We start from the raw sequence: 24070 nt of genomic DNA, 5'->3' as shown, positions 1-24070 counted from the left end.
GGTGCGCCGTTACCGCGTGAGCTTGTCGACAGGCTTGAATTTCGCGGCGCCACCCTCGAGGTTCCGGCTGAGGAATTCCTGCCGATCGCGCCGGTTGGTCCGATCGATCCACCCGGCCACCCCCGGAACGTGCCGGCGGAGGGTTTCCCGGGTGAAGTTCGGTACCACCCGGGCGAGCGGCGCGTACCGCCACAGGCCCGGGTCGGGCAGGCCGCTGCGGCGGAAGTTGTCCTGACCCAGATAGAAGCGCGCGTGACCGAGTTGCGCCTTGAACCGAAGGTCGCCGTACGCCCGACGCACGCCGCGCACATCGGGTCCGGGCCGGAACGTGTCCATGAACGACCGGCAGAGCTCGTCGGAGTCCTTGCTCGGCTTCGGCGTGTCCGACAGCGTGAGCAGGAGTTGGGCGAGGAAGCCGTCGGCGACGGTCTCCGGATACCACGGTGCCTCCGCACCCATCAGGTGTCCGACGTACCGCCAGTGGTGCATCATCGCCTCGACATCGGCGTCGGTGGGGCGATACCCGATCAGTTTCAGCTGCTGCCCGGGCGCGAACGAGCTGAGCATCAGCGTCCCGAACATCCCGAACTGACTGATGGGCACCCCCAGCTTGGCCCGGTCCCACTCGCTGTGCGGCAGCAGCGTGTGGCGGATCATCGAGTGCAGGGTGCGCACGAACACCGCGGACCGGCGTCCCACACCGCCGGGCCGCAGGGCGCCAGGCTCGGTGGTGTCGGTCCAGAAGCGACAGGTCTCCAGGAACCGGCCGAACGCCGATCCGCCGGTGTACGCGCCGGTCATCGCGAGCGGCTTGCTGATGGTCTCAAGCGTGTAGCCGTTGAACGTGACCATGCCGAAGTAGGGGTACAGCTCCCGGTACCGGCGGAACACCTCGGCGCCGTGTTCGACCTTCGCCCAGTCCACCCAGTCGGGGTCGGTGTTGATCTGCTCGAAGAGCGCCACCAGCTCCGGCGACGGATCGGTGACACTCTCGATCCCGTCCTGCAGAGCCTGCTCGACGTCCTTCCTGGCCCGCCTCTTGCCGCTCGGCGAGGCGAACGCCGCGTCGATGTACGCGTCGCCGAGCCGGTCTCCGGTGTTCATCGCCTGCCCGAACGCGATCGCGAGCTCGTCGGGGACCTCGAGCCGGCGCTTCGCGAAACGTTCGAGCTGCCGCTTGGCCGCGAGCCCGTCAGGACTGCGCTGTGCCTGGAAGTAGGAGAAGCATTCCGGGACGGATACGTCGGTCGACCGGGTCATCGATGTCACCTCGTTGAGGGCGTTGGGTCCCATCACCGTACGACTTTAAAGTGTCGCTCGTCAATTTACTATCAGGCCTTCTTCCTTGAGATCTCTCGCACAGCGCAGCGGTTGAGGATCTTCCGGGGCATGATTAAAGTGATTAGGGACAGTTTTGGAAGGAGTGCGTCGTGGTAGGTCAACGGATTGACGTTCACACTCACGCCATGCCAGCGGAGGCGATGGCGGAAGCCGCGCGGCACGGCTACCAGGCCCGGGGCGGCTACACCATCTCGGTTCAGTGGACGCCTGAAGCAGCGCTGGGCTACATGGACCGGCACGACATCGCCACCCAGATCGTGTCCATGCCGATCGCGTTCGGCGGAACTGCCGCCGACCCCGAGTTCGGCACTCGCCTGTCCCGGATGATCAACGAGAACGGCGCCGAGTTGATCGCGAAGCACCCCGGCCGATTCGGCGCGTTCGCGACGCTACCGGGCGACGGCCCCGATCAGGCGTTGGCAGAGCTCGCGTACGCCCTGGACGAGCTGGGGCTCGACGGTGTCGTGCTGACCTCGAACGTGCTCGGGCACTACTTCGGCGATCCGGCCCTGGAGCCGGTGCTGGCCGAACTGGCCCGACGGGAGGTGCCGGTCTTCGTTCACCCGACCGACTGCCCGTACATCGACGTACTGGGGTTCGGTCGCCCGAGCTCGATCGTCGAGTTCCCGTTCGACACCGCACGTACCATCACCAACGCCATCTACACGGGCGTCTTCCAACGCCACCCGACGTTGCGGCTGATCCTCGCCCACTGCGGTGGCGCACTGCCCACCCTCGGCTGGCGGATCGGCGAACATACCGTCATGGGTCGCGGACCCGACGACGCTGACATCGATCCAGCCCACGTCGCGAGCGTGTTGCGCGGGCTCTACTACGACACGGCGCTGGCCGGCAACCGCAACTCCCTGCTGCCGACCCTCGAGGTCACCACCGCGGACCACATCCTCTTCGGCACCGACTGGCCGGCCGCGCCCGAAGCCACCGCGGAGCACAACATCGCCAACCTCACCAGCTTCGACGGCTTCACCGCCGACGACCTGCGCGGAGTCGAGCGCGACAACGCCCTCCGGCTGTTCCCACGCTTCAGCTGAGGCCCTTCAGCAACTGGCGGGCCATGACGATGCGTTGGACCTGGTTGGTGCCTTCGTAGATCTGGGTGATCTTGGCGTCGCGCATCATGCGTTCGACCGGGTAGTCGTGGGTGTAGCCGTAGCCGCCGAGGAGTTGGACGGCGTCGGTGGTGACCGCCATGGCGACGTCGGAAGCGAAGCACTTGGCGGCTGCGCCGAAGTACGTGAGGTCGCTGTCGCGGCGTTCGGAGCGCGCCGCGGCGGCGTACGTGAGCTGGCGGGCGGCCTCGATCTTCATGCCCATGTCGGCGACCATGAACTGCAGGCCCTGGAACTCCGCGATCGCCTTGCCGAACTGCTTGCGCTCCTGCATGTACCCGAGCGCGTAGTCGAGCGCACCCTGCGCGATCCCGAGCGCCTGCGCGGCGATCGTCACGCGGGTGTGGTCCAGCGTCGCCATCGCGGTCGCGAACCCGGTCCCGGGCGCACCGATCAGCCGCGAGGCCGGGATCCGGACGTTGTCGAGGTACACCTCGCGGGTCGGCGAACCCTTGATGCCGAGCTTCTTCTCCGGCGCACCGAACGAGACTCCGTCGTCGGACTTCTCGACCACGAACGCCGAGATCCCGCGAGACCGCGCGTCCGGATCCGTCACCGCGAACACCGTGTAGTAGTCGGACACCCCGGCGTTCGTGATCCAGCGCTTCACGCCGTTCAGCACGTACTCCGAGCCGTCCAGCACCGCCCGCGCCTTCATCGAGGCCGCATCCGAACCGGCCTCGGGCTCGGACAGGCAGTACGAGAACATCGCGTCGCCGGCCGCGACCGGCGGCAGGTAGCGCTGCTTGACCTCCTCGGAGGCCGACAGCAGCAGCGGCAGCGAGCCGAGTTTGTTCACCGCGGGGATGAGCGAGGTCGAGGCGCAGGCCCGGGCGACCTCCTCGATCACGATCACCGTCGCGAGCGCGTCCGCGCCGGCACCGCCGTACTCCTCCGGGATGTGCGGCGCGTGGAAGTCCGAGGCCTTCAGCGCGTCGTACGACGCCTTCGGGAACTCGGCCAGCTCATCCACGTCACCCGCGTGCGGGGCGACCTTGGCGTCGCAGACGTCGCGGACGGCTGCCCGGATCGCCTCGTGCTCCTCGGACAGCGCGTACAGCTCGAATGAGTTACTCACGAGTCACACAGTACGACGAACATTCCGCGAACACAGGACGTCGTACGCCGAAAGTGACCAACTCCGCACGGCCTGGAACACCGGTGGCCACACGCCGGTCACCGGCTGATAACCCCGATGGGTAGAGTCCCAGCCATGAGTGAAGCGACCTCCCGCCCCCTGCGGATCGCCGTGATCGGCACCAACTATCTCGGGGCGAACACCGCAGCGGGGATGGCCGAGTTCGGTTTCGACGTCGTCGGGGTCGAGATCGACGAGCACCGGCTGAAGCTGCTGAACGACGGCAAGGCCCCGCTGTACGAGCCCGGGCTGGACCCCCTGCTGAAGAAGCACGTGGACTCCGGCCGGCTGCGGTTCACCAAGGACTACCGCGAGATCGCGGACTGGGCCGACGTGCACTTCATCTGCGTCGGCACCCCGCAGCTCGAGGGCAGCGAAGCGGCCGACCTGTCCCAGGTCAACTCGGTGGTCGACATGCTCGCGCCGCTGCTGACCCGGCCGGCGCTCGTGGTCGGCCGGTCCACGGTCCCGGTCGGTACGTCGAAGCTCGTCGAGGCCCGCTTCCACACCGAGGCCCCGGCCGGTTCGTCGATCGAGATCGCCTGGCAGCCCGAGTTCCTCCGCGAGGCGCACGGCGTCGACGACACGCTGCACCCGGACCGGCTCGTCTTCGGCGTGCAGTCGGCGGAGGCCGAGGCGCGGTTGCGCGAGGTGTTCGCGACCCCGATCAGCGAGGGCACGCCGGTGGTCGTCTGCAACCTGCCGACCGCGGAGCTGGTCAAGGGTGGCGCGAACGCCTTCCTGGCCACGAAGATCTCGTTCATCAACGCGCTCGCCGAGATGGCCGACGCGACCGGCGCCGACGTCACCCAGCTGGCCGACGCGCTCGGCTACGACAAGCGGATCGGCCGCGGCATGCTGAACGCCGGCCCCGGGTACGGCGGCGGCTGCCTGCCGAAGGACCTGCGCGCGTTCATGCACCGCGCCGGTGAGCTTGGTGTCGAAGAGGTCATCACGCTGCTGCGCGAGGTCGACGACATCAATCGTCGTCGCCGCGCGGGGATCGTCGACATCACCCACGACATGCTCGGCGGTGAGTGGGTCGGCAAGAACGTGGCCGTCCTCGGCGCCGCCTTCAAGGCCGGTACGGACGACGTCCGCGACTCGCCCGCTCTCGACATCGCGGGCCGGATCCACCTGCACGGCGCGAACGTCTCCGTCTTCGACCCAGAAGCGATGGAGAACGCCCGCCGGGTCCGCCCGACCCTGCGCTACGCCGCCTCGGCGGTCGAGGCCTGCGAAGGTGCACACGCCGTACTGCACCTGACCGAGTGGCCCGAGTTCCGCGACCTCGACCCGGCCGCCCTCAAGCAGGTCGTCGCGACCCCCGTCATCATCGACGCCCGCCTACGCATGGACGCGGACGCCTGGCGCGCCGCCGGCTGGACCTACCGAGCCCCCGGCCGCCCTTAAGAACCGGCCGCCTTTAAGACACTGCCTCGCCCTTAAGAGACTGTCGCTGCGCGGAGGACGGGTCGGGTCAGCACGACCAGGCCCGTGAAGGCTGCCAGGATCGAGATGCCCAGGCAGACGCCGGTGATGCCGATGCCGTTCACGTCCGACAGGCCGCCCAGCACCGGGTTCATGATGACCAGGGCGATGTTCTGGCAGAGGACGACGACGGACTGCAGGCGGGACTGGTACTCGCGTTCGACCGAGTTCATCAGCAGGGGCAGCACGTGACCGGTGAACGTGCCCACGCCGATTCCGCTGAGCATTCCTGCCGCGAAGGTCAGCGGCAGTGGATCGAAGACGGACAGCCCGAACAGGCCGGCGGCAGCCACGACCAGGCCGACGCCGGCGAAGATGCCCGGGCGTGGAAATGCGCCACGCATGAGGATGCGTAGCGCGATCACCCCCACCCCCAGGCTGCGGCTCGCGACGAGCAGACCCGCGGTCCTGGCGTCCCATCCGTGCGATCGCGCGAGCAGTGGGAAGAGCAACGCGTCGAGCGGCATCAGCAGACCGGCCGCCACGGTCATCGTGATCAGCAAGGCACGCGTGAGAGGACGGCCGAAGGCAACCCGGATGCCTGCACCGATGGACCGCAGCAGACCGGTCGGCATCCGTCCGGGCGGCGTGATCGTCTTCCGCAGCAGGATCAGTACGACGATCATCACGCCGAAGGTCACCGCATCGAATCCGGCCGCGGCCTTCAGCCCGGCCCAGTTGACCAGCAGACCACCAACCGCCGTACCGGTGACGGCGAAGACGACGCCCGTGACCTGAAAGCTGGCCAGGGCGCGTGGCACCTGGGCCGGCGGGACGAGCAGCCGCGGCATCGACCGCGACGAGGGCAGGAAGAACGCGTCGATCACCCCGACGACAAGCGCCAGGACGACGAGCAGCCAGACGGGCTCGCCGACGTGGATCGAGGCGGGGACGAGGGCGGCCGTCACCACGAACATCGCCGTACAGCTGGCGAGCAGGACGCGCGGCGCGCCGAAGCGGTCGCCGACCGCGCCGCCGACGAGCAGCAGTGCGGCGCGCGGAGCCGCGGCCAGGAGCAGGATCAATCCGGCGACGCCACCACCGTGCCGGCTCGCCGACCACCCGATCGCGAACGTCATGGTCAGGTCGCCCAGCAGGGATACGGCAGCACCGAGCAGCCAGATCCAATAGCGGATCGGGATGCGCTGCGTATCCGGTTCAGTGGGCGGAGTCACGATCGACGACCTTAGACGACAACGGATGGGAACTCACGAATACCCGGCTGCAGCTTGTGGAAAACTGACGTTCGGTCAGCCTTTACGCAGCTCTGCCGCGCCGTCACGCACCGTGCCGCCCTTGGCCCGCGCGACGTCGGCGAGGGACTCCTGGAAGGCGATCATCCGGTCCCGTAGCTTCTGGTCGGACGCGGCCAGGATCCGGACCGCCAGCAGGCCCGCGTTCCGGGCGTTGCCGATCGAGACCGTCGCCACCGGAACTCCCGCCGGCATCTGCACGATCGACAGCAGCGAGTCCATCCCGTCGAGGTATTTGAGTGGCACCGGTACGCCGATCACCGGCAGCGGAGTCACCGACGCCAGCATGCCCGGCAGATGGGCCGCGCCGCCCGCGCCCGCGATCAGCACCTTCAACCCCCGCTCGTGGGCTGACCGTCCGTAGTCGATCATCTCGGCCGGCATCCGGTGCGCCGACACGACATCTGCCTCAAAAGGCACGTCGAACTCGACGCACACCTCGGCCGCGGCCTTCATCGTCGGCCAGTCCGAGTCCGACCCCATCACGATGCCAATCACAGCGATTCCCTTACTCGTCGATGGTTCCGGTCAGATAGGCGGCCGCGTGGCGTGCGCGTTCACGGGTCTCCTCCAGCGAGTCGCCGTACGCCGTCACATGGCCGACCTTGCGACCCGGCTTCACCGACTTGCCGTAGAAGTGGACCTTCAGCCCGGGATCGCGCGCCAGACAGTGCAGCAGCCCGCGGTGCATGTCCTCCACGTCCCCGCCGAGCACGTTGACCATCACCGTGTACGGCGCTCTGGCGGCCGGCGACCCGAGTGGGAGGTCGAGCACGGCCCGGAGGTGGTTCTCGAACTGCGAGGTGACCGCGCCGTCGATCGACCAGTGACCGGTGTTGTGCGGACGCATCGCCAACTCGTTGACGAGTAGGCGTCCATCGCGGGCCTCGAACATCTCGACCGCGAGCACACCGACCACTCCGAGCTCGCCGGCGATCCGCAGTGCGGTCTGCTGCGCCTGTGCTGCCTTCTCCGGCGCGAGGCCGGGAGCGGGCGCGGTGACCTCGACGCAGATCCCGTCCTTCTGGACCGACTCGACGATCGGATACGCGACCGCCTGGCCGTGCGGCGAACGGGCCACGATCGCGGACAGCTCACGGACGAAGTCGACCTTCTCCTCGGCCAGGATCGGTACGCCGCTGCCGAACGCGACCGCGATCTGATCGTCGTCCGGACCGTCGATGAACCAGACGCCCTTACCGTCGTACCCGCCGCGGGTGGTCTTGAGGATGATCGGGAATCCGCCGACCCGCTTGGCGAAGTCCGCGACGTCGGCGGCGTTCTCGACCACCTGATGGGCCGGTGCGGGCGCGTCGAACGTGTCGAGCCGCCGGCGCATCACCGCCTTGTCCTGCGCGTGGACCAGCGCGTCCGGACCCGGGAAGACCTTGATTCCCTCGGCTTCCAGGGCATGCAGCAGATCGGTCGGGACGTGCTCGTGGTCGAACGTGACCACGTCGCACTCCGCGGCGAACCGTCGTACCGTCTCCGGGTCGCGGTAGTCGCCGACCGGCGCGTCCGCGACCGCCTGGGCGGCCGAGACCGTCGGTCCCTCGGCGAGCACGCGGAGCTGCACTCCCAGCGCGATCGCGGTCTCCTGGGTCATCCGGGCCAGCTGACCGCCACCGATCATGCCGACCACGGGCGTCCCGACCGGGAGATCATTGCGAGCAAACTTCACGGGCTCGAGCCTAATGTCCATACAACACAGCGCGTACGGCGGCCACCGGGACGCGCGGGGGATTTCTGTGTCGGCCCTGTCGCCGGGTACCGTGGGAAGCTGCCCTCCCGTTGCGGTGTGATCACAGAAAGTGCCCGAGACCGTTGAAGCTCGTCACCACGCTGTATCGCCAGTTCCAGCACCTGGTGCACGAAGTGGCCAAGTTCGGTCTGGTCGGTCTGCTCGGTCTGGTCGTCGACCTGCCGATCTACAACTGGCTGGTCTTCAACAACCCGCTGGTGCTCGCCGACTCCGGCGAAGGCATGCTGCATCACAAGCCGCTGACGGCGAAGCTGATCTCCACCACGGTCGCGACCGTGGTCACCTACTTCGGTAACCGCTTCTGGACCTGGCGACACCGCGAGCGCAGCGGACTGCACCGTGAGTACGTGCTGTTCTTCGTGCTCAACGGCATCGGCCTGCTGATCGCGGCCGGCTGCCTCGCGTTCTCCCGCTACGTCCTCGACCTGCACACCTGGCTGTCGGACAACATCGCCGCGAACTTCGTCGGCCTGGGGCTCGGCACGCTGTTCCGGTTCTGGTCGTACCGGAAGTTCGTCTTCAAGGAAGAGATCGAGCTGGACGAGGTCGAGCACACGCCGGCCCCGGACTCCCCCGCCGAGTTAGATGGCGAGAGCACCGGCGACCTGCCCGTCGTTCGCTGAATGACCCATCCAGCGCCGCCGCGGCGATCCGGGGTTCATCCGGCGATCATCGTCAGCATCATCCTGGCGGTGCTGTTGCTGGGCACCGCCGGTGCCGGGATCGCGGGCATTGCGATCGAAGGGTCGCAGCGCAACACGCAGCAGAAGCGCGCCGACGACCTGCAGCAGAAGCTCGACGCCGCCGGGCCGGGCGCAGCGGTCCAGAAGGACATCCTGGCGGCGGCGCAGACCGACGTGACCACCCTCTTCAGCTACGACTACCGCAAGCTGGACGACTACGCGGCCGCGGCCAAGACGGTGACGACGGATACCTTCGGGGTCGAGTTCGCGAAGACCGTCGCCGCGATTCACCCGCAGCAGTTGGCCCAGCAGGCTGTCGCCAAGGCAGCGGTCACGGACGCGGCGGTCAAGGACGCGACGGCTGACAGCGCCCACGTGCTGATGTTCGTCGACACGACCACGACTACCAAGACCTCGAAGACGCCGAGCGTGCAGCGGACCCGGGTAGAGCTCACCCTCAAGCTGGCCGGCGGACGCTGGCTGGTCGACGGGGTTGACGCGGTCTGACCGGCTGTCCATTAACAGTCAGCTCCGGTATCTGCCACACCTGATCGCTTGTTCCGGTGAGAACTTCACAGGATGCTTCGGTGCATCCCGACGTTCGCCCCACCGGAAGGACCATCATGACCAAGCGCGCAGCAGCAATCGTCACGGCCGGCCTGGCCGCCACCACCCTGACCGGGATCGCACTCCCGGCGCACGCCGCCGACTGGACGTACATCGGCGAGTACCCGACCAAGTCGAAGTGCATCGACATGGGGCAGTCGTACCAGCGCGAAGGTTGGGACAAGTACAGCTGCCGGACCAACGTTCAGGGCACCTGGTACCTGTTCGTCAAGTGAGTCCCCGTGTGAAGATGCGACGGTGAGTGAGATCACTGTTCGTGCAGGGGTGACCGAGGACTATCCGGCCGTCAGGGCGTTGTTCGCCGCGGCGATGATGTTCGACTGGCCGGTGGACGAGCTCGGTCAACGGATGTTCGAGCCCGAGCGGGCGCTGGTCGCGACCGACGACGGCGAGGTGATCGGCACCGCTCGGGCGATCACCCGTGATCTGTCGGTGCCGGGCGCGGTGGTGCCGGCGGCGCATGTGACCGGGGTGGGCGTGCGGCCGACGCATCGCCGCCGGGGTGTCATGTCCGGCCTGATCACGCGGCAACTGCGCGAGGTGCCGGAGGCGATCGCGATCCTGTGGGCCAGCGAGCCCGCCATCTACGGACGCTTCGGGTACGGCGCGGCCGCGCAGGGAGTGTCGTACGACGTCGACCTGCACCGCGTCGTACCGCATCCCGTCGAGTCCCGGCCTGGTGAGTTCGGGCTGCTCACCGCCGAGGCCGCGGTCAAGGAGCTGGCGCCGCTCCTGCGTGCGCTGCAGGAACGACGACCTGGCGTCTCCGGCCGGTCGGAGCTCGAGTGGCAGGCACACCTGGAGGACAAGAAGGAGGATCGCGAAGGGCGGACGCCCCGCGAGATCCTTGTGCACCGCGACGAGTCCGGTGCCATCGACGGGTACGCGCTGTGGCGTGGCAAGCCGACCTGGGACTCGGCAGGCCCGGCCAGCGAGGTGGCGCTCGAAGAGCTCGTCGCGCTGGAACCCACGGCGTACAAGGCGTTGTGGCACTATCTGCTGACGATGGACCTGGCCGCAAAGCTCGAGTTCGGGTTCGCCGCGCTGGACGAGCCGGTCCAGCAACTCGTCGCCAACCCGGCCGCGCTGAACCGCAGGGTGAACGAGTCGCTCTGGCTCCGGGTGACCGACGTCGTCCGCGCTCTCGAACAGCGCCGGTACGCCGTTCCCCTCGATGTGGTGCTGGAGGTCCGCGACGACCTGATGCCGGCCAACGCGGGCCGGTTCCGCCTCACCGCGGACAGAGCTTCCGCGCAGTGCTCAGCTACAGCTGATCCAGCCGACCTCAGCCTGTCCGTGCACGAGCTCGGTGCGGTCTACCTCGGTGGACGTGCGCTCGCCGAGTTCGCCGCGAGCGGCCGGGTCGTCGAGCACACCGCGGGCGCGCTCGGCACGGCGTCCGCTGCGTTCTCGTGGCCGGTCCGCCCGGTCAGCCTAGAGATCTTCTGAGGGTTACGACTGCCGGTCGTCGTCCGAGCTGAACAGCGTCTGCCCGTCCTCCGAGCGAGGCTGCTGCTGCTCGGACTGCTCCGGGCGGCGGCGCATGTGCTCCGGCGGCTCCTCGTCGGCCAGGATGCCGTCGCCGGGCCGGCCTTCCGGGCCACCGAAGAGCAGGTCGGACATCTGCAGGTGGATGTGCTCGACATGCGGTACGTCGGGCAGGTCGACCTGACCCCGCTCACCGGCGGACTCGATGTGCAGCGTGCCGCAGCCGAGCAGCCGGTCGATCAGGCCGTGCTCGTAGGAGACGTCGTTCACGCGCATCAGCGGGATGTCGCGTCCGGTCCGGGTGAGGATGCCGTGCCGCGTGATGAGCCGCCGGTTCGTCACCGTGTACGTCGAGAAGTACCAGTTCAGGAACGGCTTCAGCGCGAACGCCACCAGGACCACCACACCGACCGCGAGGATCGCGATCCGGGCCGGTGTCTGCATCGACCCCGACGGCACGATCGCGGCCAGGAAACCGCCCAGACCCGCCACCACCAGCAGCAGGAACACCGGGAAGATCAGTGCCTTCCAGTGCGTCCGGGTGCTGACGACGACGTACTCGTCCTCACCCAACAACTTCGCCGAGATCGCCATGGGCCCAGTCTCACAGTTCCCGGGGTCCGCTGTCCTCCCCCGACACGATGAACGGTCGGGGCGACACGCCCGGCCAGATAGTGGTTGAAGCCTTCACAAAACTGCATACAGTCGGCGAGGATGCGCGAAGGGTAACTCTGGGGGGCAGGAGAAGGAGCCGTGATGGGCATCTTGTCGGTACTCGATCGGGAGCGCACCGTTGCGCCCGCGGGATACAGCCGCTGGCTGATCCCGCCGGCCGCGCTGGCTGTCCACCTCTGTATCGGGCAGGCGTACGCGACCAGCGTGTACAAGACGTCGATGGTGAAGCACTTCGACACCAGTCAGACCGCGGTCGGGGTGATCTTCAGCATCGCGATCGTGATGCTGGGCCTGTCCGCCGCGATCGGTGGCACCTGGGTCGAACGCAACGGCCCGCGCAAGGCGATGTTCGTGTCCGCCAGTTTCTGGGCCACGGGCTTCCTGGTCGGCGCGCTCGGCATCGGCACGGGCCAGCTCTGGCTCGTCTACCTCGGGTACGGCGTCATCGGCGGCATCGGGCTCGGGATCGGCTACATCTCGCCGGTGTCCACGCTGATCAAGTGGTTCCCGGACCGCCCGGGTCTGGCGACCGGCCTGGCGATCATGGGCTTCGGCGGCGGCGCGCTCGTCGCGAGCCCGCTGTCCCGCCAGCTCCTCAGCCTGTACGACTCGGGCTACGACCCCAACGTGAGTACGTCGGTCGCCGGTGGCGGAGCCCTGGTCGGGCTCTTCGTCACGCTCGGCATCGGCTACTTCGTCGTCATGATGTTCGGCGTCGTCAACATCCGCGTGCCCGCCGACGGCTGGATGCCGGACGGGTTCGACTCGGCCGCGGTCAAGCAGAAGACGCTGGTCACCACCTCCAACGTGTCGGCGGCGAACGCGATCAAGACCCCGCAGTTCTGGTTCCTCTGGGTCGTGCTGTTCTGCAACGTGACCGCGGGGATCGGCATCCTCGAGCAGGCCAGCCCGATGATCCAGGACTTCTTCCGTGGCGCGGACGGCAAGTCGAGCGTCGCGGTCGCGGCGGCGGCCGGGTTCGTCGGCCTGCTCTCGATCTTCAACATGGCCGGGCGATTCGGCTGGTCGACCACGTCGGACCTGATCGGCCGCAAGCCGATCTACGCGATGTATCTCGGCGTCGGGATCATCGCGTACTTCCTGCTCGCCACGGTCGGGCCCAACAGCACGGTGATCTTCGTGCTGCTCGCAGCCGTGATCATCTCGTTCTACGGAGGCGGGTTCGCGACGGTTCCGGCGTACCTGCGGGATCTGTTCGGGACGTATCAGGTCGGCGCGATCCACGGCCGCCTGCTGACCGCGTGGTCGGCGGCGGGCATCGCGGGTCCACTCATCGTCAACGGCTTCCTCGACCGCGAAGGAAAGCCAGGCACCCTGACGGCATCGGCCTACCGCCCCGCGCTCTTCACGATGGTCGGCGTACTGGCAGTCGGCTTCATCGCCAACCTCCTGATCCGCTCAGTCTCCGCCCGCTTCCACGAACCCTCCGAAACCCCGGTGGAGGCAACACCATGAACCAAACCCCACGCCTGGTAATTTCCTGGCTCCTGATCGCCATCCTCCTCGGCTACGGCATAGTAGAAACCCTGATCACAGCCGCCAAACTCTTCACAAACTAAAAACCAAAGAAAAGAAGAGAAAAGAAAGAACAGGGTGGCTGGGTGCCTGGCGGGCTCGGCGCGTATGTGCGGCCAGCCGGTGGTCGGCGGGTGAGGAGTGCAGCGACTCACACGCATGCGAGGGATCGGGGCTGCCGAGGACCAGCCACCGAGCGAGCAGGTGCTGGAGGCCATCACAATCCACGGTTCTGGTGAAGATCAGGCGTGATTCGCCTGCTGGACGACGATTGTGATGGCCTGGAGATCGGGTGGCCGATGCTCTGAATGCTCACCTGACCGACCGCTGACTGGCGCCGACCTCAGCCAGGCACCCGGCCAATCTAATCTCTCGTCTTTGTCTGTTCTTTTCTTTGCTTGTTTTTTTTAGGTTTTGTTCTTCAAGAACTTCGTAGGTGGGTTACGTCGCCGGCGGCCAGGGGGCGTGGGCCGTTGGGGGTTTCTATGATTAGGCGGCCGTCGTCGGCCAGGTCGGTGGCGGTGCCTTCTAGGAAGGTGTTGTCGGGGAGTTCTACTCGGACTTTGTTGCCGAGGGTGGCTGAGAGGGTGCGGTATTCGGGGAGGATTGTGGCTGGGTCGCCGTTTGAGTCGACCCAGGTTTGATAGCGGGTTGCGAGTTCTCGGAGGATGGCGGCCGTTACGGTGGCGCGGTCGGTGGTGGCGGCTTTTTCCAGGGCCAGCGACGTTGCTGCAGGGTGCGGGCGCTCAGCCTCGCGGAGCGTTACGTTGAGGCCGATGCCGACGACAGCGGCCGGACCGTCGATCCGCTCGAGCAGGATGCCGGCCAGCTTCCGGTCTTCGACCAGTACGTCGTTCGGCCACTTCACCAGCGCGGGGATCTCGGCAACCCGTCGTACCGCGGCGGCCACGGCCAGCGGGACCAGGAGACCCAGCCACGGCCATCGTGACGCGCTCACAGCGGTCGGACGCAGCAGAGCCGACATGAGCACGGCAGAGCGCGGCGGAGTGGTCCACGTGCGTCCCAACCGCCCGCGACCGGACGACTGGTACTCCGCGGCGACCACCAACCCCTCGGCCGCACCTTCGGCCGCCGCAGCCGCGACGACCGCGTTGGTCGACGGCGTCTCGGTGAGTACGTCGATCTTCGTCCAGAACGAGCCAGGACGTACCAGCCGCCCCTGCAGGAATCGTGCGTCCAGGGGCGGCCGTTCCAGGTCGCTGTAGGTCATCCCGTGTTCTGCAGTCCGGCGGCGACGCCTGAGACGGTCAGCAACAGCAGGCGGCGCGTGCGGACGATCTGCTCCTCGTCCAGCGAGTCATCGGTACGCAGCGTCCGGAGTGCCCGCAACTGCAGGTAGCTGAGCGCATCGACGTACGGGTTCCGCAGCTCAACCGCTCGGCCCAGCACCCGCCGGCCGGCCAGCAACCGGTCCTGGTCGAGCACCTTGAGCACCCACTCGGTGGTGAGCGCGTGCTCGTCGAGCATCAGCTGTGTCAGGTCCGGCCGGTCGCCCAGCTCCAGGTAGCGGCTTAGGATGCGCCGGTCGGTCTTGGCCAGCGACATCTCCGCGTTCTCCAGCATCACCTGGAACAGCGGCCAGTTCTGGTTCGCGTCACGCAGTACGGCGACGTCCCCGACCGCGGAGAGCGCCGAACCGAGGCCGTACCAGCCCGGTGCGTTCACCCGAGCCTGCGACCAGGCGAACACCCATGGGATCGCCCGCAGGTCCTCCAGCGACGACACTGCGACCCCACGCCGAGCCGGCCGCGACCCGAGCGGCAACTGACCCAGCTCCTCCAGCGGAGTGACCCGGCCGAACCACTCCGCGAACCCATCCGCCTTCACCAGCCGGTGGTACGTCGTACGCGCGGCCTCGTCGAGCGTCTTCTCCACCACAGCGAACCGCTCGGCGGCAACGGCAGCCCGCTCCTCAACCGCCGGAGTGGATGCCAGCAACGTCGCTGCGGTCACCTGCTCGATGTGCCGCTGCGCGATCGCCGCGTTCCCGTACCGAGCCGGGATCGCCTCACCCTGCTCGGTGAGCTTGAACCGCCCGGCCACCGACCCAGGAGCCTGAGCCAGTACGGCGCGGTTCGCAGGACCGCCACCACGGCCCAGAGCGCCACCACGACCGTGGAAGAGCGTCAGCCGGATCGCATTGCGCTGCGCCCACGCGGTGATTCGCGCCTGAGCGTCGTACAGAGCCAGTGTCGCCGACACCGGACCGACGTCCTTCGCAGAGTCGGAGTACCCGAGCATGACCTCGAAGCGCCGATCGTTGGCGGTGAGCCGATGCCGGACCCGGGTGAGCTGGATGGCGTTGTCCAGCACCTCCACCGAGTTCTGCAGGTCTTCACCGGTTTCGAACAGCGGTACGACGTCGAGCTCGATCGGACGCCCGTCCATGGCCGCATCCGCGAGCTCGTAAACCGCGGCGAGGTCACCGGCGTTCCGAGTGAAGGAAACGACGTACCGACGGCACGCCTCGGGCCCGAAGCGTTGCTGGATCTGACCGATCACCCGCAGCGTCGCCAGCACCTCTTCGGTCTGGTCGGACAGCTCACCGCCGCCCAGCACCTCTTCCAGCGCCTTGGCGTGCACCGACGAGTGCTGACGGACCTCCAGCTCGGCCAGGTGGAAGCCGAACGAGTTGACCTGCCAAATCAGCTGCTGAAGATCGCCGTACGCCTGGCGTAGCGCGCCCGCGTTCACCAGGGAGTCCTGCAGCACCTTGAGCTCGTGCAGGAAGTCAGACGCCCGCGGGTAGCCGAAGTCCGCGTCACGGGCCCGCGTGGCGGCCAGGCGCCTGGCGGCAAGCAGGAGAAGCTGCCGGTGCGGCTCGGCGGGTGACCGAGTCTCGATGTCCACAATCAGGTCCGGATTCACCGCTCTGGCGTCCTCGAGGAGCCGACGGACCTGCGCGGACGGCGGAGTGGTCGCTGCGTCCAGGGTCAGCGCGCGGCCGAGCTCATCGGTGGCTCGTTCGAGTGCGCGCAGGACGTGGTCGGCCTGGATCTGCATGGCTTCGCGGGTGATGGCCGCGGTGACGTTCGGATTGCCGTCGCGGTCACCGCCGATCCACGACCCCAGCCGGACGAACGGCGCCACGATCGGCAGCCGCATCCCGGCCGCCTCGCCGGCCAGCGCGTCGTCCAGCCGCCGGTAGACGTTGCCGATGACGTCGAACAGGGTCTCCTCGAACACGGCCATCGCGGATCGGACCTCGTCCAGCGGCGACGGGCGGCTGGTTCGGAGTTGCCCGGTCCGCCACAGGATGTCGACCTGTTCCATCAGGCGACGCCGGTTCTCGGCGAGCTCGCTGTCGCCGGCCCGCGGGTCGCCGCGCTCCTCGAGCAGCGACGAGATGCGGCGAATCGTCGCCAGCACCGCGCGCCGCCGCGCCTCGGTCGGGTGCGCGGTCAGCACCGGGCGGAACTCCAGCCCGTTCAGCAGTGCGCGAGCCTGCTGCTCACCACTGTCCCTGGTGATCTGCTCGACCGCCTGCGCCAGCTCGGACACCGACGGCGCGGTAGACCCGTCGCGGCCGGACCGGTCCCGCTCGCGCAGGACGCGGGAGCGGTGCAGCTCCTCGCTGAGGTTGGTCAGGTGGAAGTAGCAGGTGAAGGCGCGGGCCACGTCCTCGGCCCGCTCATGCGGCCAGGAGGCGACGAGTTGCTCGGCCGCGGCGCCGTCGCCGGCGATGGTCAGCTCCCTGAGCTTCTCCACGTCGTCGAGCAGCGGCTGACCGGCGTACTCGACCAAAACCTTGCCGAGGATCTCGCCGAGCAGGCGGACGTCGGCCCGAAGTTCTTCGGGCACCTCGAACCGCGCGCGGGTACGGGTCTCACTACCGGTCTCGCTCACGTTCGCCCACCCTATCGGGGCGGGCCCGCAATCGCCGCAGAGTCCGCCAGCTGGAAGCCCGATCGTGACCGTGTAGTCAGCTACTTCACAGTACGGAACTCAGACGTTCCCGAATCCGCCACCGACCACCTGCGAGACGACCTTGGCCAGCTCGGCCGGGCAGCGGTCGGTGCCGTCGACGACGAGCATGCGGGCGCAGGCCTCGGTCATCGAGGCGAGCAGCTCGGCGAGGACCGGCAGATTCGCATCCGGTTCGGTGACGCCTGGCAGCGACTGGAGCAGCGTCAGCCGCAGGCCCTCGACCAGGAACGCGCGGGCGGCCCGGACCCGCTCGGCCACGGCGGGCGCGGCGCCGTACTGGGCTCCGAAGACGATCCGCCAGGACTGTGGATTCTTCTCGGCCGTGCTGAGGAACGCGGTCAGGCCGTCGAGGACGTGCTCCTCGGGAGTCCCGACGCTCGGGTCGGCGGGCAGTGCGGAGACGATCGAGACGACCAGGTGCTGTTCTTCGCGGGCGAGCAGAGCCAGCAACAACTCGTCGCGATTCGCGAAGCAGTCGTAGACAACGGGTTTCGTCACCCCGGCCGCGTCGGCGACCGATTGCATCGTCGTACCGGGAAAACCCTTGGTGGAGAAGACTTCCAGGGCCGCGTCCAGGATCATCGGGCGGCGGCGTTCAGGGCCGAGATGAGCGGCTCGGCGGCGCTTCTCGCCATCGCCTTCGGTGCCCTCGACCACTTGACAAACCTACCAGATCGTAGGAAATTCCTACGGTCTGGTAGGAACTGCCGCGGGGGTGGTCTGTGACCGAACGAGGCAGTGCCGGATGGCTCGATGCCAAAGGGCTCACCACCCTGGACGCGACCGAGCTGGCCCGGCTGGTCGACCGGACGTCGGAGCGGGAGCTTCGGCATCGGCTCATCGGGGGTGTGCGAGAGGTCGCGTTGCGCGAGATCTTTCGACGGATGCCGGAGTATCTCCGACCCGCCCGCGCCGCCGGGTTCGACGCAGTGGTCGCCTGGCACATCACGGGGGCGGGCGGGGACGGCCGGCCCGACGACGCGGACGAGCACTGGATCCGCATCCGCGACGGCCGCTGCACGGTCCTGGCGGATCAGCCCGGCGCGCCCGACATCTCGATCCGCACCGATCCCGCCACCTTGCTCCGCGTCGTCACCGGCAACGAGGACCCGGTTCTCGCCGTCCTCAAACAACGCCTCTCGGTCCGCGGTGACCTGGCCCTGGCCGCCCGCCTCACCAAGCTCTTCGCCGTCGGCCCCACCTGATCAGCGCGCGTCCATCCCACGCTGCTTGGATTGGTCCGAACCGACGGTGGTGGGATTCGGCGCGTTGACCGGTGCCTGCGGGCGATGCGTGGTCAGCGCCTCGTCCTTGGCGAACCTCAGGTGGTCCTCTGGGCGATGGCCCAGCGCCTGGACCTCCTCGGCCAGCTTGTAGCCGTAGAGGTGCACCTTTTCGGCGAGTTCGTCGTTCCCCACGCCGGCTTCGCGCCAGGTGTCGGCCTGGGTCGGCAGGACCTTGAACGCCAGGCGGATCCGCTCCGCGGCCTCCTCGACGGCGGCCGGCGGCACCAGCCCTGCCGCCGCGCTCCGAGCGATGTCGGCACGCGGCTGCCCGGCCAGGTGCCGGAGTGTCGCGCTCGGGTCGTCCATCGAGCGCCCGTTGGCTTCGTCGACGGCCAGCGCGAGACCGAGCGCGGCCGGCGCGAGCTCCGCGCGGGTAGGCGGCCCTGCGGCCTTGACCTGGTCGGCGAGGTCGGGCGGGAGAACTCCCTCGAGGATCTCGTAGTAGTTGTCGTCGACAAAGGCGTCCCACACCGGCCCCGCGGGCCCGTCGAGTTCGGGGTCCTGTTCCGCCCGTGCCTCCGCTTCGCGCGAGTGTCCGGCCGGCACAGCCCATTGCGCGCACGCCCTGGCAGCCTCGGCAATCCCGTCGCGAGTGGCCGCGAGATCCTCGGACCGGATATTTCCGGACGGGTCCCGCAAGGCCGTCAGGATCGGGTAGCGGTCCGCGGTCGCGGTCAACTGCGCCAACGCCAGGTCGGCACCGAAACTGAGCCGGAGATCGCCCTTCGCCGACGGAGCGGGTACGTCACCCGGCGATGCGTCGTACTCCCCGTTCCACAAGGAGTCCGGCGCACCCGTCAACCGGCCGACCGCACCCTGAATGCGCTGCACCAGCTCGTACGTCGACGCCGGCGCCTCGGTCGGCTGGTCAAGCTGGACTCCTTCGGCGACCACCCGCCCACCGGCGGCATCCCACTCGGGGGACGCGTCGGAGAGCTTGGCGATCTTGGCGGCGAGCTCCCCGACTCGTTGCCCGTACTGCTCGGGATCGTCGATGTGCGGCGGCAATGCGTCGAATCTCTTGTCGATCACGGCGGCGATCCGCTGCACGACGAACGGCTTCTCCGGCGAGTTGGGCACCAACCGTTCGGCCGCCGCCCACGCCATCCCGGATCTGTCCTGACCCGCCATCCGACGCAGCGTCTCGCCCGCAGGCAGTCCTGCCGCGGTGTCGATCGCGCTCGCCAGGCCGCGAGCGATCGGCGCAAGCTCGCCGTCCACCCGAGGCGCCTGCGGCCGGATCCGTGCCGCAGTATCGGCCGGGAGGGTCCGATCGATGATCTGGTTGACATTGTCCTCGGAGAACGCGTTCAGGACCGCCTGCTCGATCCTGGTGAAGCGCGGCGCGACGGACGCGGCCGCCTCCTCGTTCCGCGACGTGTTTCCGTCCGGGACGGCCCAGCCTGCCAGCGAGGCGGTCGCAGTCAGGTACGCCGACTGGACGGCCGCAACCTGCTCCGAAGACAGCGGGCCGTTCTCCATCAGCTGCATCAGGGCGAGCCCCTGCGCTTCGGTGAGGCGGATCGCCCGGCCGGATGGATCGCCGCGGAGAGTCTCCGTGTTGCCGCTCCACAACGTCTCTCGGGTATCGGTCAGCGCAGCCACCGCGCCCTGAATCCGCTCCATCACCTCGGGTACCGACGCCGGCCGACCGATCTCTGCACCACGTGACGCGGCTCGAATGGCCGCCCGCTCCTGGTTGGCCGGATGCCACTCCGGCAGGGTGTCCAGGAAGCGGTGCAGGTCTCCGAGCTCCTTGGTGGCGGCGGCGCTCGCGGTGTTGATTGCGGCCACACCGCCCGCGATATCCGGGCGTCGGTTCTCGCGGAACTCGGTCAGCTCCCGTTGTGCCGCCGCCTGCAGGTCGCGGGTGGCGAACCCGGACTCGACGGTGTCGGACACCGATCGCAGCAACGCCTCCCGCTCGGGCCTCGGCAGTTGGGCATAGCCCGGATGCAGCCTCAGCAACATCTGGGCGGCCGCCGGTCCCGTACCACCGCGACCAGCGGCGACCAGGCGGGTCAGCACCTGCTCTTGACCGGTTCCGGTCCGTGCAGCGATCGCCAGGGCGAGAGCCTGCCCGGCCGCGACATCCCCCTCCGGCACCGCCAGCGGGAACCGGCCGAGGTCGTCGGCCCGTCCGTTCGGGAACAGGCCCGCGACCAGCCGCGGTGCCGCGAAATGCGCGTAGGCCTCGCTGACCGCCCGGCCGAGCCGCTCACGGTCGGCCGGACCGGCTGCGGCGGGAAGCCGACCGCCTGAATCGAGCAGGTCCTCGGATGGTTCGAGCTCGCGCGCGGACAACGCGAACGCCGCGGTCACCGCCGTACGGATCTCCGGCCGGCGATCCTGCCCGTCCGGGCCGGACACGAGCCTGGCCGGGATGTCGAGGGTTTCGCCCAGGTCCTTCAGTGGCTGCTCGAGCTGATCGGGCACCTCAGGCGGCTCGTCGCTCCAGCCTTCGGTGTCAGCGACGACCAATTGGTGGATCCGGCGGAGGACATTGACGGCAAGCAGGTCGGCCACGGCCAGCAACTTAGCGGCTGAAAGGGGTACCGACGGCGTTGCGGCCGAGGTCACAGGGCCGGTCACGGGGCAGGGAAGCGTACTGACGCGTAGGCTGCCCGACTATGGGAGAGACGGCGAACATCCACACCACCGCCGGGAAGATCGCGGACCTCGAGCAGCGGCTCGACGAGGCCGTGCACGCCGGGTCGGAGCGTGCGGTGGAGAAGCAGCACGCCCGCGGCAAGAAGACGGCCCGCGAGCGGATCGCGCTGTTGCTGGACGAGGGCTCGTTCTCCGAGCTGGACGAGTTCGCCCGACACCGCTCGACCAGCTTCGGGCTGGACTCCAATCGGCCGTACGGCGACGGCGTGGTGACCGGATTCGGCACGATCGACGGCCGTCAGGTGTGTGTCTTCGCCCAGGACTTCACCGTCTTCGGCGGCAGCCTCGGCGAGGTCTTCGGCGAGAAGATCGTCAAGGTGATGGACCTGGCCACCAAGATCGGCTGCCCGCTGATCGGCATCAACGACTCCGGCGGCGCCCGGATCCAGGAGGGCGTGGTGAGTCTCGGCCTGTACGGCGAGATCTTCCGCCGCAACGTCCGTGCCTCCGGCGTGATCCCGCAGATCTCGCTCATCATGGGCCCGTGCGCGGGTGGCGCGGTCTACTCCCCCGCGGTGACCGACTTCACCGTGATGGTGGACGAGTCGTCGTACATGTTCATCACCGGCCCGGACGTGATCAAGACGGTCACCGGTGAGGACGTCAGCCAGGAGGAGCTCGGCGGCGCGCGGACGCACAACACCAAGTCCGGCAACGCGCACTACCTCGGCAGCGACGAGGAGGACGCGATCGAGTGGGTCAAGACCCTGGTCGGTCACCTCCCGCAGAACAACCTCGAAGACCCGCCCGTGTACGACGCCCCCGCGGATCTCGAACTCACCGAGACCGACACCGCGCTGGACACACTGGTCCCCGACTCGCCGAACCAGCCGTACGACATGCACACCGTGATCGAGGCGGTCGTCGACGACGGCGAGTTCCTCGAGGTGCAGACGCTGTTCGCGCCGAACATCGTCGTCGGCTTCGGACGGGTCGAGGGCCGCCCGGTCGGCGTGGTCGCGAACCAGCCGATGCAGTTCGCCGGCACGCTCGACATCAACGCGTCCGAGAAGGCCGCCCGGTTCGTCCGGACCTGCGACGCGTTCAACGTCCCGATCCTGACCTTCGTCGACGTCCCCGGCTTCCTCCCCGGCACCGACCAGGAGTGGAACGGCATCATCCGCCGTGGCGCCAAGCTGATCTACGCGTACGCCGAAGCCACGGTCCCGATGATCACCGTGATCACCCGCAAGGCCTACGGCGGCGCGTACGACGTGATGGGCTCCAAGCACCTCGGTGCCGACATCAACCTCGCCTGGCCGACCGCGCAGATCGCGGTGATGGGCGCGCAGGGCGCCGTCAACATCCTGCACCGGCGTGAGTTGGCAGCAGCCGCCGCGGCCGGTGACGATATGGAGACCACCCGCCAGCAGCTGATCACGGAGTACGAGGACCATCTCGCGAATCCGTACATCGCGGCAGAGCGCGGCTACATCGACGCCGTCGTCAAACCGAGCGAGACCCGCGCCGAGATCGTCCGCGGCCTGCGTCTGCTCCGGACCAAGCGCGACACGCTCCCTCCGAAGAAGCATGGGAACATCCCGCTGTGAGCGACTTGCAGGTCGTCAAAGGCGACCCGACCCCCGAAGAGCTGGCCGCGCTGATCACGGTCCTGGCCGCTCGCTCAACCACAACCCCGGCCACCGAGGGATCAGATCGCGCTAGCAACTGGGCGACGTACTGGCGCAACGCCCGCACACCGTTCCACCCTGGTCCGGGGCAGTGGCGCGCCTCGGCTCATCCCTGACCCCGGACCTGAGGCACTGACCAAGCCTGCCCCTCGGCCGCTCGGCACCACTGGCCGAGCGCAAGCAGCTCGTCCGGTGCGCGGTTGGTGAGTGGCGGGGATCCGCCTTCAGATACGACGGAGACGAATGAGCGGATACATCGGCGACTGGCCGGTGGTTCGGGGTGGGCCGGGGAAGGTCGTGGCGCCGTCGAGGACGAGGTTGTGGCGGGCGGCTTGAGCTACCAGGTGGGTGAGGGCGTCCTGAGAGCGCGTCTCGTCCGGGGTGCGGCCGTCGGCGTAGCGACCGGCGTCGCTCTTCTCGGTGGTGGTGATGAAGACACCGCCCGGGCGTAGTACGCGGGAGACCTCGGCGATGATCGGTTCGCTGTCGTCCAGCAGGTGCAGCAACCAGATCGCCACGACGGCGTCACACCGCCGGTCGGCGATCGGGAGAACGCCTGCGTCCGCCGCCGCGACGTGCCCGGGCAGCCGGATCCGCGCATGCCGAAGCATCGCCTCCGACACGTCGACCCCATGCACCAAGTTGCCAAGAGCAACAAGCTCTGCCCCGACAATCCCGGTCCCCACCGCCAGCTCCAGCACCCTTCCATCCTGGGGAAGCAAGGAATGGACGGCTTGGGCTGCGGCTTGGGCTCGGGTCGGGCCGCCGCGGGTTTCGTCGTACTCGGCGGCGACGTCTTCGTCGTACGTGTAGGTCTTCGAGGTCTCCCACAGGGACGGCCAGGGGATTCCGACCTCGATGAGCATGCGGCGCAGTAGCGGGAGCGAGAGGCCGACGACGTTGTGGTAGTCGCCCTCGATGACGCTGACGAACGGGCCGCCGAGGCCGTCGACCGTGAACGCACCAGCCACCACGAGCGGCTCGCCGGTGGCGACGTACGCGTCGATCTCCTCGTCGGTCAGGTCGGCGAAATGCACGGTCGTGGATGCGAGCTCGCGCAGCTCCTGCTTGGCGTTGGTGTCGATGAGGCAGTGGCCGGTGTGCAGGACGCCGCTGCGTCCGCGCATCGAGCGCAGTCGCTCCCGCGCGACCTCCGGAGTCCCGGGTTTGCCGTACGCGACGCCGTCGATCTCCAGCACCGAATCACAGCCGAGGACGGTCGCGTGATCGGTCAGCGAGGCGACGACCGCCCGCGCCTTGAGCGTCGCGAGCAACCGAGCCAGCTCACCCGGGCTCTCCGCGGTGATGTTGTCCTCGTCGACACCGGAGACGATCACCTCCGGCTCGACACCCGCGCCGCGCAGCGTCTTCAAGCGCGCCGGCGAGGCCGACGCCAGCACGAACCGCACCG

Annotated in this window: 22 protein-coding genes; 11 read left to right on the top strand and 11 right to left on the bottom strand. The window is 68.4% G+C overall.

The window, feature by feature from the left end:
- Positions 1–9: 9 nt before the first annotated feature.
- Positions 10–1260 (bottom strand): oxygenase MpaB family protein, encoded by a 1251-nt coding sequence (locus tag ACWF4Z_RS30670; RefSeq protein WP_452246649.1) that lies wholly within the window; start codon positions 1258–1260, stop codon positions 10–12.
- Between the two features lie 170 nt (positions 1261–1430).
- Between ACWF4Z_RS30670 and ACWF4Z_RS30665 the strand changes: the two genes are divergently transcribed.
- Positions 1431–2393 carry an amidohydrolase family protein gene (locus tag ACWF4Z_RS30665; RefSeq protein ID WP_452246648.1) on the top strand — a complete coding sequence of 321 codons (963 nt, stop codon included), beginning with the start codon at positions 1431–1433 and terminating at the stop codon, positions 2391–2393.
- On the opposite strand, the gene ACWF4Z_RS30660 is transcribed toward ACWF4Z_RS30665, so the two are convergent.
- On the bottom strand, positions 2386–3549 hold the full coding sequence (locus ACWF4Z_RS30660; protein ID WP_452246647.1) for an acyl-CoA dehydrogenase family protein: 1164 nt from the start codon (positions 3547–3549) through the stop codon (positions 2386–2388). The genes ACWF4Z_RS30665 and ACWF4Z_RS30660 overlap by 8 nt on opposite strands.
- Before the next feature lie 135 nt (positions 3550–3684).
- Between ACWF4Z_RS30660 and ACWF4Z_RS30655 the strand changes: the two genes are divergently transcribed.
- The gene (locus ACWF4Z_RS30655) at positions 3685–5022 is read left to right on the top strand and encodes a UDP-glucose dehydrogenase family protein (RefSeq protein WP_452246646.1); all 1338 of its coding nucleotides are present in this window, start codon (positions 3685–3687) and stop codon (positions 5020–5022) included.
- 32 nt (positions 5023–5054) lie between these two features.
- On the opposite strand, the gene ACWF4Z_RS30650 is transcribed toward ACWF4Z_RS30655, so the two are convergent.
- The 3 genes from ACWF4Z_RS30650 to ACWF4Z_RS30640 form a co-directional block, all read right to left on the bottom strand.
- Positions 5055–6275 carry an MFS transporter gene (locus ACWF4Z_RS30650; RefSeq protein ID WP_452246645.1) on the bottom strand — a complete coding sequence of 407 codons (1221 nt, stop codon included), beginning with the start codon at positions 6273–6275 and terminating at the stop codon, positions 5055–5057.
- Positions 6276–6350: 75 nt separating this feature from the next.
- A complete protein-coding gene (gene purE, locus ACWF4Z_RS30645) occupies positions 6351–6836 on the bottom strand; it encodes a 5-(carboxyamino)imidazole ribonucleotide mutase (RefSeq protein WP_452246710.1) in 486 nt (161 codons plus the stop codon).
- A 25-nt stretch (positions 6837–6861) separates the two neighbouring features.
- Entirely contained in the window at positions 6862–8055 is a 1194-nt protein-coding gene (locus ACWF4Z_RS30640) for a 5-(carboxyamino)imidazole ribonucleotide synthase (protein ID WP_452246644.1), read from the bottom strand.
- 122 nt (positions 8056–8177) lie between these two features.
- Between ACWF4Z_RS30640 and ACWF4Z_RS30635 the strand changes: the two genes are divergently transcribed.
- The 4 genes from ACWF4Z_RS30635 (at position 8178) to ACWF4Z_RS30620 (ending at position 10874) form a co-directional block, all read left to right on the top strand.
- A complete protein-coding gene (locus ACWF4Z_RS30635) occupies positions 8178–8738 on the top strand; it encodes a GtrA family protein (RefSeq protein WP_452246643.1) in 561 nt (186 codons plus the stop codon).
- Positions 8739–9305, top strand: coding sequence for a hypothetical protein (locus tag ACWF4Z_RS30630; protein ID WP_452246642.1), 567 nt, complete (start codon positions 8739–8741; stop codon positions 9303–9305).
- Positions 9306–9421: 116 nt separating this feature from the next.
- Positions 9422–9640 carry a hypothetical protein gene (locus ACWF4Z_RS30625; protein WP_452246641.1) on the top strand — a complete coding sequence of 73 codons (219 nt, stop codon included), beginning with the start codon at positions 9422–9424 and terminating at the stop codon, positions 9638–9640.
- Positions 9641–9662: 22 nt separating this feature from the next.
- The gene (locus ACWF4Z_RS30620) at positions 9663–10874 is read left to right on the top strand and encodes a GNAT family N-acetyltransferase (protein ID WP_452246640.1); all 1212 of its coding nucleotides are present in this window, start codon (positions 9663–9665) and stop codon (positions 10872–10874) included.
- A gap of 3 nt (positions 10875–10877) precedes the next feature.
- Here ACWF4Z_RS30620 and ACWF4Z_RS30615 read toward each other — a convergent pair whose 3' ends face one another.
- Positions 10878–11507 (bottom strand): PH domain-containing protein, encoded by a 630-nt coding sequence (locus ACWF4Z_RS30615; RefSeq protein WP_452246639.1) that lies wholly within the window; start codon positions 11505–11507, stop codon positions 10878–10880.
- Positions 11508–11669: 162 nt separating this feature from the next.
- On the opposite strand from ACWF4Z_RS30615, the gene ACWF4Z_RS30610 reads away from it, so the two are divergent.
- Together ACWF4Z_RS30610 and ACWF4Z_RS30605 are read left to right on the top strand one after the other, a co-directional pair.
- Complete coding sequence (locus ACWF4Z_RS30610; RefSeq protein ID WP_452246638.1) at positions 11670–13064, top strand: OFA family MFS transporter; 1395 nt, start codon at positions 11670–11672, stop codon at positions 13062–13064.
- On the top strand, positions 13061–13168 hold the full coding sequence (locus ACWF4Z_RS30605) for an MFS transporter small subunit (RefSeq protein ID WP_452246637.1): 108 nt from the start codon (positions 13061–13063) through the stop codon (positions 13166–13168). Before ACWF4Z_RS30610 ends, ACWF4Z_RS30605 begins: the two co-directional genes overlap by 4 nt.
- A gap of 377 nt (positions 13169–13545) precedes the next feature.
- Here the strand turns inward: ACWF4Z_RS30605 and ACWF4Z_RS30600 are convergent, their stop codons facing one another.
- The 3 genes from ACWF4Z_RS30600 to ACWF4Z_RS30590 all read right to left on the bottom strand — a co-directional run bounded on the left by ACWF4Z_RS30600 (position 13546) and on the right by ACWF4Z_RS30590 (position 17729).
- A complete protein-coding gene (locus ACWF4Z_RS30600; RefSeq protein ID WP_452246636.1) occupies positions 13546–14355 on the bottom strand; it encodes a biotin--[acetyl-CoA-carboxylase] ligase in 810 nt (269 codons plus the stop codon).
- Positions 14352–16991: a phosphoenolpyruvate carboxylase gene (locus tag ACWF4Z_RS30595; protein WP_452246635.1), complete on the bottom strand. Its 2640-nt coding sequence runs from the start codon at positions 16989–16991 to the stop codon at positions 14352–14354. Before ACWF4Z_RS30595 ends, ACWF4Z_RS30600 begins: the two co-directional genes overlap by 4 nt.
- A 99-nt stretch (positions 16992–17090) precedes the next feature.
- Complete coding sequence (locus ACWF4Z_RS30590) at positions 17091–17729, bottom strand: TetR/AcrR family transcriptional regulator (RefSeq protein WP_452246634.1); 639 nt, start codon at positions 17727–17729, stop codon at positions 17091–17093.
- 65 nt (positions 17730–17794) lie between these two features.
- Here ACWF4Z_RS30590 and ACWF4Z_RS30585 point away from each other — a divergent pair, with 65 nt between their 5' ends.
- On the top strand, positions 17795–18277 hold the full coding sequence (locus ACWF4Z_RS30585) for an SCP2 sterol-binding domain-containing protein (protein ID WP_452246633.1): 483 nt from the start codon (positions 17795–17797) through the stop codon (positions 18275–18277).
- Here the strand turns inward: ACWF4Z_RS30585 and ACWF4Z_RS30580 are convergent, their stop codons facing one another.
- Entirely contained in the window at positions 18278–20884 is a 2607-nt protein-coding gene (locus ACWF4Z_RS30580) for a hypothetical protein (RefSeq protein WP_452246632.1), read from the bottom strand. It lies immediately after the preceding gene.
- 104 nt (positions 20885–20988) lie between these two features.
- Here ACWF4Z_RS30580 and ACWF4Z_RS30575 point away from each other — a divergent pair, with 104 nt between their 5' ends.
- Both ACWF4Z_RS30575 and ACWF4Z_RS30570 read left to right on the top strand, forming a co-directional pair.
- Positions 20989–22578 (top strand): acyl-CoA carboxylase subunit beta, encoded by a 1590-nt coding sequence (locus ACWF4Z_RS30575; protein ID WP_452246631.1) that lies wholly within the window; start codon positions 20989–20991, stop codon positions 22576–22578.
- Positions 22575–22775, top strand: a complete 201-nt coding sequence (locus ACWF4Z_RS30570) for an acyl-CoA carboxylase subunit epsilon (RefSeq protein WP_452246630.1) — start codon at positions 22575–22577, stop codon at positions 22773–22775. The genes ACWF4Z_RS30575 and ACWF4Z_RS30570 overlap by 4 nt, the downstream gene beginning before the upstream one ends.
- Positions 22776–22883: 108 nt before the next feature.
- Here ACWF4Z_RS30570 and ACWF4Z_RS30565 read toward each other — a convergent pair whose 3' ends face one another.
- A complete protein-coding gene (locus ACWF4Z_RS30565) occupies positions 22884–24068 on the bottom strand; it encodes a Maf family nucleotide pyrophosphatase (protein WP_452246629.1) in 1185 nt (394 codons plus the stop codon).
- Positions 24069–24070: the final 2 nt, after the last annotated feature.

It is taken from the genome of Kribbella sp. NPDC055071, from assembly GCF_053608045.1.
Note: the sequence above shows the minus strand (reverse complement) of the source record. Positions and strands in the feature narration are given on the sequence as shown.